Source organism: Anaerolineales bacterium (assembly GCA_016928575.1).
Taxonomy (GTDB): Bacteria; Chloroflexota; Anaerolineae; order Anaerolineales; family RBG-16-64-43; genus JAFGKK01.
This window is the reverse complement of sequence record JAFGKK010000020.1, coordinates 1-11,102: the sequence shown is the minus strand read 5'-3', so window position 1 is coordinate 11,102 and position 11,102 is coordinate 1. Positions and strand designations below refer to the sequence as shown.

General features: G+C 60.5%; 9 protein-coding genes. 4 read left to right on the top strand and 5 right to left on the bottom strand.

The features are described 5' to 3' along the window. Positions 1 to 202 precede the first annotated feature (202 nt). The 4 genes from JW929_03495 (at position 203) to JW929_03480 (ending at position 4,273) form a co-directional block, all read left to right on the top strand. Positions 203 to 1,633, top strand: coding sequence for a phosphoglucomutase/phosphomannomutase family protein (locus JW929_03495; GenBank protein MBN1438451.1), 1,431 nt, complete (start codon positions 203 to 205; stop codon positions 1,631 to 1,633). A gap of 12 nt (positions 1,634 to 1,645) precedes the next feature. Further along, the gene (locus JW929_03490; protein ID MBN1438450.1) at positions 1,646 to 2,458 is read left to right on the top strand and encodes a TatD family hydrolase; all 813 of its coding nucleotides are present in this window, start codon (positions 1,646 to 1,648) and stop codon (positions 2,456 to 2,458) included. Positions 2,459 to 2,464: 6 nt separating this feature from the next. After that, positions 2,465 to 3,409, top strand: a complete 945-nt coding sequence (locus tag JW929_03485) for a polyprenyl synthetase family protein (GenBank protein MBN1438449.1) — start codon at positions 2,465 to 2,467, stop codon at positions 3,407 to 3,409. An 87-nt stretch (positions 3,410 to 3,496) separates the two neighbouring features. Beyond that, on the top strand, positions 3,497 to 4,273 hold the full coding sequence (locus JW929_03480) for a hypothetical protein (protein MBN1438448.1): 777 nt from the start codon (positions 3,497 to 3,499) through the stop codon (positions 4,271 to 4,273). 277 nt (positions 4,274 to 4,550) lie between these two features. Here the strand turns inward: JW929_03480 and JW929_03475 are convergent, their stop codons facing one another. The 5 genes from JW929_03475 to JW929_03455 form a co-directional block, all read right to left on the bottom strand. After that, positions 4,551 to 5,270, bottom strand: coding sequence for a DinB family protein (locus tag JW929_03475; protein ID MBN1438447.1), 720 nt, complete (start codon positions 5,268 to 5,270; stop codon positions 4,551 to 4,553). A 354-nt stretch (positions 5,271 to 5,624) separates the two neighbouring features. Continuing rightward, positions 5,625 to 6,794 carry a hypothetical protein gene (locus JW929_03470; protein MBN1438446.1) on the bottom strand — a complete coding sequence of 390 codons (1,170 nt, stop codon included), beginning with the start codon at positions 6,792 to 6,794 and terminating at the stop codon, positions 5,625 to 5,627. Positions 6,795 to 6,921: 127 nt separating this feature from the next. Then, complete coding sequence (locus JW929_03465; GenBank protein ID MBN1438445.1) at positions 6,922 to 8,004, bottom strand: DUF4037 domain-containing protein; 1,083 nt, start codon at positions 8,002 to 8,004, stop codon at positions 6,922 to 6,924. A 347-nt stretch (positions 8,005 to 8,351) separates the two neighbouring features. Beyond that, positions 8,352 to 8,657 carry a hypothetical protein gene (locus tag JW929_03460; protein ID MBN1438444.1) on the bottom strand — a complete coding sequence of 102 codons (306 nt, stop codon included), beginning with the start codon at positions 8,655 to 8,657 and terminating at the stop codon, positions 8,352 to 8,354. Positions 8,658 to 8,943: 286 nt separating this feature from the next. Next, on the bottom strand, positions 8,944 to 10,335 hold the full coding sequence (locus JW929_03455) for a hypothetical protein (GenBank protein ID MBN1438443.1): 1,392 nt from the start codon (positions 10,333 to 10,335) through the stop codon (positions 8,944 to 8,946). Between the last annotated feature and the right edge of the window lie 767 nt (positions 10,336 to 11,102).

The window sequence follows — 11,102 nt, the reverse complement described above, 5'->3', positions numbered from 1 at the left end:
CATCCAGAAACCTTCGGAGGGCCAAAATAGGCGTTGCTTCTGGACCCCCGATACGATCTCTCGGGGGTGACGGGGTTTACCGTCATCCCGCGCTTCGCCCGGGACAGGTGCCCGAGTGCTCGTATCGGGCATCCCGGAAACGACGAATTCCCCGGCGGTATAATACGCCCATCGATTCCATCTTATTCCCGGAGTGCAGTCCATGGAAGTCATTCATTTCGGCACCGACGGCTGGCGGGGGAAGATCGCGGAGGACTACACCTTCGCCAACGTGCGCCGTTGCGCCCAGGGATTCGCCGCCCATCTGCTCGAAAGCGGGGCCGCGGGCCGCCCGGTGGTCGTCGGATACGACCGGCGCTTCGGTTCGGAGCACTTCGCCGCGGCGTCGGCCGAGGTCCTGGCCGGCAACGGTTTCCCCGTCCTGCTCACCGACGGCCCCACCCCCACCCCGACCGTCTCCTTTGCCATCGGCCATCAAAAGGCCTGCGGCGGGATCAACATCACCGCCTCGCACAACCCCGGGACCGACAACGGCTTTAAAGTCCGGGATTCGCGCGGCGCCGCGGTCGCTCCGGAGCACCTGAAAAAAATCGAAGCCGCCCTCCCCGCCGATCCGACGGACGTCAAACGGATTCCCTTCGAACGCGGCCTGACCGAGGGGAAGATCCACATGTTCGACCCAGCCCCGGCTTATCTCGAACAGGTCCGCCGGATGATCGACCTGGAGCCGCTCAAGCGGGCGCCGCTTAAAATCGTCTACGACCCGATGTGGGGCAACGGGGCCGGATGGATGCACCGCCTGCTGGAGGGCGGCCGGATCGAGATCCTCGAGATCCATTCCGAGCGCAATCCCCTCTTCCCGGAAATGCTCCGCCCGGAGCCCATCCAACCCAACGTCGACGCCGGCCTGCGCGCGACGGTGGCGCGCGGCGCGGACGGGCTGGTGATCAACGACGGCGACGCCGACCGGGTGGGCTTCGGCGACGAAAAGGGGGTCTTCATCAACCAACTGCAGGTCTACGGCCTGCTGGCGCTGTACATGCTCGAGGTGCGCGGCTTGCGCGGACCGATCGTTAAAACCCTCTCCACCACCTCGATGCTCGAGAAACTCGGGCAGAAGTTCGGCGTGCCGGTCTTTGCCACCGGGGTCGGATTCAAATACGTGGCCCCGAAGATGATCGAAACCGACGCGCTGATCGGCGGCGAGGAATCCGGCGGATTCGCCTTCCGCGGGCACGCCCCGGAGCGCGACGGGATTCTCGCCGGCCTGTTCCTGATCGACATGATGGTCCGCCTGGAGCGCAAGCCTTCGGAGCTGGTGACATACCTCTACCAACAGGTGGGCGGAGAATATTTTTACGACCGGGTGGACCTGCCCCTTCCCCCCGGACAGCGCGAGGCGGCCCTGGCGCGGGTGCGAGCCGCCCGTCCGGAGCGTATCGCCGGCCTGCGGGTGACCGGCCGCGATTCCACCGACGGATTCAAATACACCATGGAGGACGGCGGCTGGCTGTTGGTGCGCTTCTCGGGCACCGAGCCGGTGATCCGAGTCTACTGCGAGACCACCCACGGCGGGAAGGTGCAGGCGATCCTCGAGGACGGAGTCCGGCTGGTCGGTCTGCCGCCGGAGTAGCGCCCAACCCTGATGCCCTCCGTCGACCGCGCCGCGCTCATCCCGCCGGAGACGCTCCCCGGCCTGACCGATACGCACTGCCATCTGAACCTTGCGGATTTCGATTCCGACCGCGCTCAGGCGCTCGAACGCGCGCGCCGCGCGGGGCTGGTGCGGATCCTCGTTCCGGGGATCGATCTGGCCGGCAGCCGCCGCGCCGCGGAGATTTCGCGCTCCGATCCGATCCTGCGATTCGCGGCCGGAGTCCACCCGCACGAAAGCGGATCCTTCGACGAGCGGACCCTCGCGGCCCTGCGGGATCTGGCGCGCGGCGAAGGCGCCGCCGCGATCGGCGAAACCGGGCTGGATTATTTCCGCGACCGCGCCCCGCGCGAACGCCAGCAGGCGGCCTTCCGCGCCCAAATCGGCCTGGCCTGCGAACTCGGCCTGCCGGTGATCGTCCACATCCGCGAGGCGCGCGAGGATGCGCTCGCGATTCTTTCGGAATTCGCCCCCGCGGCGCGCGGCGTACTGCACGCCTTCTCCGGCGACCCGCGCTTGGCCGAGCAAGCCGCCGCGATGGGGTACTACTTCGGGATCGCCGGGCCGCTGACCTACCCCAAGGCGGACCGCCTGCGCGATACGGTGCGCGCGCTTCCGCAAGACCGGATCCTTCTCGAAACCGACTCGCCCTACCTGCCCCCGCAGGGCAACCGCGGAAGGCGCAACGAACCGGCGCTGGCCGCCGCGGTCGCCGTAAAAGCGGCCGAGGTGCTCGGCTTGGATCCGCCCGGGCTTGCGGATCTCACCCGGCGCAACGCCGGGCGTTTGTTTTCTTGGGAGTGACGGCATATGGATACCACCCCGGTCGACCTGGTCCGCAAAGATCTGGAATCCGTTGAAGCCCGGTTGCGGGAGTTCCCCCTTCCGGCCGAAGCGCTGGTGATCGACTCGCTGGAGCGCCTGCTGGCCGCGGGCGGCAAGCGCCTGCGGCCGGCCCTCTCCCTGCTGTTCGGGCGGATGCTCGAGGCTCCGGAGGATCCGCTCCTGAAGCTTTCGGCTTCGCTCGAGCTCGTCCACACGGCCACCCTGATCCACGACGATCTGGTCGACCGGGCGCCGCTCCGGCGCGGGGTTCCCGCGCTGCACGCCGAAATGCCGGCGGGGACGGCGGTGCTGGCGGGCGATTTTCTGTTCGCGTGGGCCGCGCGGCTGGCGGCCGCCACCGGTTCGCTTCCGGTCGTGCAGAAATTCGCGTGCGCCCTGGGGTCGATCGTCGACGGCGAGATCCGCCAGATCGCCGCTGGAGGCGCGGACTGCACCCTGGCCGAGTACGAGCGGCGGATCGGATCGAAGACCGCCGCGCTGTTCGAGGTTTCCTGCATGGGCCCGGCACTGTTGGCAGAAAAAAGCGCCGCCGCCGAGCCGGCCGCCGAGTACGGCCGCTCCTTCGGGATGGCCTTCCAGATCGCCGACGACATCCAGGATTTCACCGCCGACGCCGCCCGCACGGGAAAACCGGCCGGCCAGGACCTGCGCCAGGGGCTCCTCACCCTGCCAGCGATCCTGTATTTCGGCGACCATCCCGGCGACCCGGACGTGACCGCCTTCCTCTCCAAGGCGCCCGAGCCCGGCGCCATCAGCCGACTGCTGGAGAAGATCCGCCTTTCCGAAGCCATCGAGAGTTCCCGCCGGCACGCACGGCGGCACATCGACGGCGCGGTCAAGGCGTTGACCGCCTTCCCGGTCGGCGCGCACCGGAACGCACTGGAAATATTGGTGGCGTCGATCGTCTGAAGGGGGACCGGGATCTGATACAATTGAATCTGCGCACCGGCCGCCGCACCCTGCGGCTTTTTTCATACCCCCTTCAGGAGACCAGAGATGCAAAACCGTCCGTTCCGCCCAGCCACTGCCCTGATCCTGGGCGCCGCGCTGGTCGTCTCGCTGAATTGCACCGCCGTATCCTCCCTCTTTCCCACCCCCACACCCACCCCCACGGCGACGAACACTCCAACCCTCACTCCCTCCGCGACGCCGACCGCCACCGAAACGGCGACCCCGACAATCACGCCGACGTTGAACACCGGCGGCTGGCCGAAGATCTTCGAGGATTCCTTCTCCAACAACGCGAACGGATGGCTTCTTGAGCCGTGGGAGGCGGATTATGGGGCAAGTCAGCGGGAGATTAAAAACGGAAAATTCCGGATGGCCGTCGAATCCAAATCGGGCGACGGCCTGCTGGTGGGCACCTTCGCCCCCTTGGATCCGCTGGGGGATTGTCTGGTGTCGGTCGATGCCCTGCAAATCGACGGTCCAGCCACAGCCAAGTTCGGCGTGCTGGTCCGGGCCTCCGACGTGGATGCATATTACTTACTCATCACCCCATCGGCGCGGACCTTCAGCCTGTATGTCGCCCTCTCCGGAGAATGGCAGCTGCCCATCTCCGAGATGAGGACCCCCGTCATCCACCCGGACGGCGTGAATACCATTTCCGTGAAAGCCCTGGGATCCGCCCTCACCCTTTACGTAAACAACACTCCGGTCGGGGCGATTGCGGACGTGAAACGTATGGAGGGCTTCGCGGGGGTCGTCGTCACGGTGGCGGAATATTCGGACGCCGTCGTCGACTTCGACAATTTCACGGTGTATGCGCCCTGACGGGGAAGGAAAGCCGCACCGATTTTTTGGGTGTCCGTCCTACTTACACGGGAATGATGACCGCTTGATCATCGGGTTTAGTTTGCGGCGCCTAACGTGAAATCACACGAGGGATTCTTCGGAACTTCCCGGATGCCCGCTTAAATCTAGCGGGGATGACGATTAATTAATCATCGCCGGGTTTGCCGCCGCCTTCGTCAGTTGAGGAATACCCTCATATGGCGGGAGCAAGCTCTTGGGCGGATTTGCGCCAGCGCGGGCACGTCGGTCTTCCGCCTCAGACCGGCCCCTTGACGAGCGATTCGAGTTCCCACAAATGATGCCGTTCGTGCCACAGGACCCGGCGCAGGGCTTTGCGCGCGGACCATTTCTCCCCGAATTCCTCGGTGGTCAGGTCGGCTTCGGCCCATTCCGGGAGCTTTTCGAGGAACTTGGCGCGCACCACCTCGAGGCGGCCCATCGCGTCGCCGGGCATCTCGGCCGGATCCAGCATCGTGCCCATCCGCTTGAGGACCGTGCTTTCAAATTCCCAGATATGCCCCATCAACCGGTCCAAAAGACTCCAATTGGGGGCGTTCTCCCGGTGGTTGAGCGAATCCGGCATCAGGAAGCCCGAGAGGCGGATAAAATCCTCGCGGCCCCATTCCAAGAGGCGCCTTCCGATGTCCAGATCCCAGGGTCGCAGGGGGCGCGCGTCGTCCTCGAAAAAGGCGTGCACCAAAACCGCCGGGTCCTTCGGCCAGGGGTAGGCTTCGAACCGCTCCGCGATCACAACCTCGACCGCTTCCTCGAAGGGAGCCGGATTGCCGTCCTTCTTCCCCAGCCACTTGAAGTATTGGCGCACTCGGTTTCCGGCCTGGGCCCGGGCTTCCTCCTCGGAGCGCCCGGAACTGAAGCAGCCGACTGCGTCGAACACGGAAAGAACCCAGCAATCCGGTTCGAGGTTTTCTATTCCCGCGCGGAGGACGGTGGCGGGAGAGGAAGGGAGGTTTGCCATGCGGAGCTTTCTTTGCGGAGCCGTCCGGAGAATCACGGCGGCGGCCCGCGGCGGATATTGTAATCCAATCCGACAACGCCGTTCCGGCGCGGCCGCCCGCAAGGAGTCCGCGCGGACATCGCCGGTTATTTCCCCCGGCGCGGGAGTGGGCTGCCCGGCCGGTCATTCTCTGCCGGAACAAGCGGATTTCGCCGCCCCCGAAAACCGCGCCAACGAGGATCCCCCGCCGAATTGGATCGCCTTCGGTTTTATCTCCGGATGCCGATCCGGCCGCGAAACGAAAGGGCGGATCCGCCGATTCCGCGGATATGCGGAAACATGACGGTCGGATATTATTGCAGATGGGTTTCCATTCTATTCGGGTCTTCCGGGTTGGGCAATCCGGCTTCCTTGTTTCTCGCTTATTCTCTGATTCCAAATTTGATACGCAAATTTCTGACCGCCGCCGATCGCCGTAATCGCCATCAATACGCCAAGAACAATTCGAATGGCTTGATACGCGGATGCCTCGCGGGGGATAAAAAACCCCAAAAAAACGAGGCCGGAGAACAGCCACATCCCCACCGAACTCAGCTTTTTCCCCAACCGCTCTTGTGCGTCCTTGTATCTCTTCGCTGCGTTAGGATTTACCGCCGGGAAAACCCAAGCCGCAAGAAAAGCGCCGATGATCGGAACGGCCCAGATCCATCCGGATCCGTTCGTCAGAAGAACGTGAAGGGAGTAGGCAAGCAAGAAGGAAGTCAGGCCGAGTTGGATTATGAGGGTGGTGAACCATCTCCGTCGCCGGAAGTTGGCGAACACCGAAACCCCCATCGCCGCCGCAATCGTCCACACGAATGCCAGAATGGGAACGGAGGTTTTTTGAATTTCCGGATCGATCACCACCAGAGTTCCCATGCCCCCGAGAGCGCAAACAAGAAAAAGGGATATCCCCAGAGTCTGCAGCGGCGAATATTTCCTCTCGACCGCCGCCGATCCGCCCGCCTCCATTTCCGGTTTGTACGGCGGGAATTTTTCGGCGATGGCAAAGAGGATCGATTTCCCGTCTTCTTCCGTCAGGCTTGGACAAATATCCCTTGTGGCCGTTCCATAATCAAAGGATATGACTCCCCGCGAACGATTATTGGATGCTCGAATGTTCTTGATTCCTCCGGCCTCATAGTGCGATTCCTTACTCAACAATCCATACTGATTGATTACGGTTATTTCCCGCCGGCTGACCTCCACAATGATTCTATGCTTGGCAAAGACAAAAACCATGCATGCGAATACGGCCGCCGGCAGCGAGAGCATGAGGGCAACGGCCAGGAACACATTATTGAAAATTCCCCCTATGGGAATGAACAGCAAAAACGCCATCGGAAGAATCATGGAAAAGAAAATCAAAATAAAAAGCAGCAGAAGTAGATAAACGAATGCCTTAAAGATGGGGTGGTTGGCAAAAGGGCTAATCGTCACCCGCAATAGGTCTGGGCCGTTTTCCAAATGATACCGTTGCGCCGGAGGTTTTTTTTCAGCATCCATCGAGTCACCCCTTTGGAATCATTCATCCTGGGTATTTATACTGCAAAAAGAGAATTTCGCCCAATACCCTGTTGAAAGAACCGCCCGCGTAAAAATGGACGCCCGCCAAGCGCCCCGGAGGCGGGCCTCAGCGCCGGGCCGGGCGCAATTTTATTTTTTCAAACAAATGTCGCAATACCGCCCGCCATTGGACATCGCACAAAATATCCGTATTGTCGCTGATCTGATCGATACCGCCGATTATCCCCTTCGCGATGATATTTTCCATGGCTGGATCGGCGATTTTTTGGATGATCGCTTGCTTTATTTTTTCACCGCCGATGATATAAAACGGCCGCCCATAGAATTGTTGCGGCGTTGCCTTTACCGGCTCGGTTATTCCCAAGGCATTGTGACGTTTCGCCGTGATTTCATACGCCGACAAAAGCGCCTTCTCCCGATCGGTCCACGCTGCTGCAGACAGAACCCTTTGCAGGATCGGCGTCAGCTCATGCGCATGAGGCAATTTTCCGAATGCGCTGCCGAACCATTTGGCGTAAGGGGCATATTGCTTTTCCATTAAAAAGCACAGTTGCATAATATCCCGCACCAGCCGCGCCGCAATCAACGCCGAACCAATCTCATCTCCCACACTGCCGGCCCGGCCCATCAGGTGTTCCTCTTGTCCAATCCGATTCCATTCGGCAGCCAGCAGATAAAGCCAAATATCACGAGGATAATATTCAAAACGACGGTACATCCCCCGTAGATTTATGCCATCCCAAAATATTTCGCCGGAAGTAATCGTACGCAATTTTTGCTCGGGGAAAGTCAACCAGTCCGCAGGTTCAATTTCTTTCCGGATATCAAAACCAAGATAATTCAGTATGAAATTCCGCGCGGTCAGAATTTCTATTGGAGCCGTTTCTTTGGTTTTACCGACCGGTTCCACCGGCACTCGATGAAATCGCTTCGGTAATTTCGATTGTACTGCCGGATTGATGTCCTTTCCAACTTTGCGGCAATCACTTTCCCCGAGAAAAAGCATGACCCGCGGACTCCAATCATGATCCATTGAAAGCGGCGTATCAAATCCCAATACTTCCGACCCGCCCCCAAGCAGAGCGGCGGTGTGCGTTACTTCGGGAAAGGTTGTATCAAGGATCGGACGCACTTCTTCCCAGTAAAACCGCTTGCACAATTCCAACCCCGGTGTAAATGACGTTTTCATCAATGATCACCGAATCTCCTCAATAAAAGCATCTCGGATTTTCCTTTATTGCACCCAAGATATTCCGGGACGGAATCCGTCCCTGTCCGTTCGTTGAAATTCCACACGGAAAGGGTTTTTTACCGTTTCAGCATTTTCCTTGCCGGCAAGAAAAACCCCTTCTGGTGGGAATCGGGTTCCGGAAAATTTTACCCTTCTCTTTTGCCAAGGCGGCCCGATAGCTTGAGTGGATCCGCCGCATGATCGGATCTCCCCGGGCGCAGAGGGTATTGCCTACCCCGGTGGATCCCCCAGTGGATCCCCCGGCGGATCCCCCGCCGGCTCCGCCATCCGCCCGCTGGAGCCGGTCAGCTCGCGCAGGCGCCCGGGCCGCCGTTGATGATCAGCAGGGGATCGGAAGCCGGGGCAGCCCCGGAACAGCGGACGACGGCGACGGCGAGGTGGATCGCCGGACCTTCGGGTCGGCCGTGATCCTCCGGCACGGTCACCATGCCGCATTCGATCGTATAGCGCGCGGGAACCTCCATCGGGCACTCGATCGGGGTCCAATCCGGCCGGCCGACAGGCGGGCGCGCGGCATGCGGGTTCGGAGCGGATCCGGCCAAGACCGCCAACATGACGGTGGGGAGCGCCGAAACAGCGACGGCCTTCATCCTTTGGTTGGACTCCAGCCATCAGCATACCGGAGCCGGACCGGATTGTCTTCCCCGCTTCTGGGGAATACTCCTCCCTTCCGAGGGGAAAATTATCCCCGCGATCGGAAGTCAGGCGGCGGTCGCAGAAAATGCGGGCGATTTGCAGCCGATCGGGAAGATTGTCCCGGCGTCCCGGACCGGGAGGGATTCCTCTGCGCTGATAAAGGAAAAAGAGCCGAGATTCCTTCTTACTCCGCCCAATCCATCGGTTCTTCGCGCGGCCTCGGCGCGTATCGGGCAACGGTCAACTATCTTCCATGGCGTCCATAATGCTTGCGTAATAGTCGTCGCTGACGGGGAAGTTCAGATTTCGAAATTCTTCCCGCAAGTCGGCGGCAAAGCCGTACGACATGGCCGCCACCATCAGCGTGGCGCGGAAGGACTCCGCTTGCAGCGAATTCGCGTGGGGGCTATAAAGCGATTGCCAAGCGGGGTTGAATTTCTGCAACAACCGCATCATTCTCTGCGCCGGAATGCGGTACCCGCCGTCGCTTTCTTCGGCGTGGAGACAAAACACATAAGCCAGGGTCAGGAAGGTTTCGACCGTGTCGTCCGGTTGGGTGTTCGGATAGTCCCAAGAATGGAATTGCTTGCCGCGGGCGAGGTAGTTATAAAAACCCCAGCGTGTAACGTCGATGGAAGATACGGCGCTGTTCTGGATATCCAGGGCCAGAATGGGATCAATGCCGTACTCCCCTGTGTGATTCAGGATTTCAAAGGCGGTTGCATGGGCAAAGATGTTGGCCATCGTTTCGGAAAAGATGGCATTCGCGTTTCCATCAATTTTTCCGCCGTAGTGATAGTCCGCGGGCGAGTTGAGCGTGAAGTTGTGCCCCATCTCGTGGAAAAAGGAGCTATATTGGGGGGTGGCCGTAAACCCGTAATCTCCGGAAGTCAAAGCGACCGGGCTGGTAAACCACAGAGAATACATCCCCCCCCCCGCGTACGGATCCCTCAACACCACTTGCTGGAATCTTCCGTCCACCAGGAAGACATCTTGGTTGACAAGGTCGAATTGAATGGCCGCGCCGATCCAGAGCAGGTACTCGATATTCCGTCTTGACATTCGGGTGAAAAAACTGTCATCAAAATACGAGTAGTCGCCAATTGGGTACAGCCGCGATTCCAAACTTATCGCGGCATCCGGAATGGATACCCGGACGATGTCGGGCAAAGGGGCTGAGGACAGGGAAACGGGCACGAAGACGACGGACACCGAAAAGGTGTGCGCGCCGGATTCGATCCGAACAATGTAATTGCGGGAAGCGTCCGCATACACGTGGATGGCCGGGAAAAAACTTTTATCGGTTTTGCCGTCCCCCCAGTCGAACGAAAACGGCTTCGTCGGTCGGTTGTCATCGGCTCCGTTGATTCTCACTTGCTTGCGATCCAGGTTGATTGATTCCACATAGGCTCTCAACGGGGCGGGAGTTCTGGATAGGTATGGTTTGAAGCTGAATTCGGGAGCCAATGGGATTGCCGTTGGCGTCGGCGTCGGCGTGGGCGTGAGGGACGGTTGCGGCGTTGCGGCGGTTGTCGGAGCAGATGAAACGGTTGGATCGGCCGTCAAGGAATTGGGAGAGCATGCTGAACAAAACACGCCGAAAGCAAACAAAAAGCAGAGGTATCGTTTCATTTCACGCCGTCTCCGGAATAAAGGTTATATTTCTCAATGGATGGCGGTTCATACCGCTGGGTGAGAAGAGACGCCCTGTGGAATCCGAGTGGTAATTTGCCGCCCCGTTTCGCAGCCATGTCACTTCCATAATCCGGAAGTGATTTGCTCCGCGCGATAGTCGGGGCGCAGGTCTGCTTGCCTGCCCCCGCAGAGCGAAGCGATTCCGTCCTATGGAAATGCTTCGACGGCCCGGCGGGGAGCGGCCCGACTCGCGTTTTGCCCGAAAGTATACTTTATTTTTCTGGATCCATCCCGGGAAGAATATTTTCCGTCGGGCGCGCAGAAGCCGCTCCGCAGTCTGCGCGAACGCAGGTTCAGCATGGCGCAACCCGTCGAAGCAGATTGCGCGCATCGCGCACCCGGCCGAAGACCCGCCCCGCGTCCTGCCCTCGCGAAGTGCGCAGGTTCGCCATTGGTCTTGGAACCTGCGTGATCACGGTGTGGGGGAATACATCGCCACGGGATTTATGAGGCGATGTGGTCACGCAGCGGGGCCCGCACCATGGTGTCCTTTACTTCTAAATTATCTCCTCGGCCTCCGGTCCTCTCCCTTTCCTCACCCCCAACCCTTACACCCTCCCCTTGCTCTCCCCCGCTTCGCTCGGGAGATTGAGGGGAGGGCCAGGGGATGGGGACGAGGATGCATTTTCCGGCCTAATCCGGCCGCCCGTTTCGGAGTTATCCGGCCGGTGATTCCGGAGTTATCCGGCCACCCATTCCGGAGT

Bases quoted from the DNA above. Each gene is read 5' to 3' on its own strand.
- JW929_03485 (MBN1438449.1), top strand. From the start codon at position 2,465: ATGGATACCACCCCGGTCGACCTGGTCCGCAAAGATCTGGAATCCGTT.
- JW929_03490 (MBN1438450.1), top strand. From the start codon at position 1,646: ATGCCCTCCGTCGACCGCGCCGCGCTCATCCCGCCGGAGACGCTCCCC.
- JW929_03455 (MBN1438443.1), bottom strand. From the start codon at position 10,335: ATGAAACGATACCTCTGCTTTTTGTTTGCTTTCGGCGTGTTTTGTTCA.
- JW929_03480 (MBN1438448.1), top strand. From the start codon at position 3,497: ATGCAAAACCGTCCGTTCCGCCCAGCCACTGCCCTGATCCTGGGCGCC.
- JW929_03465 (MBN1438445.1), bottom strand. From the start codon at position 8,004: ATGAAAACGTCATTTACACCGGGGTTGGAATTGTGCAAGCGGTTTTAC.
- JW929_03495 (MBN1438451.1), top strand. From the start codon at position 203: ATGGAAGTCATTCATTTCGGCACCGACGGCTGGCGGGGGAAGATCGCG.
- JW929_03460 (MBN1438444.1), bottom strand. From the start codon at position 8,657: ATGAAGGCCGTCGCTGTTTCGGCGCTCCCCACCGTCATGTTGGCGGTC.
- JW929_03475 (MBN1438447.1), bottom strand. From the start codon at position 5,270: ATGGCAAACCTCCCTTCCTCTCCCGCCACCGTCCTCCGCGCGGGAATA.
- JW929_03470 (MBN1438446.1), bottom strand. From the start codon at position 6,794: ATGGATGCTGAAAAAAAACCTCCGGCGCAACGGTATCATTTGGAAAAC.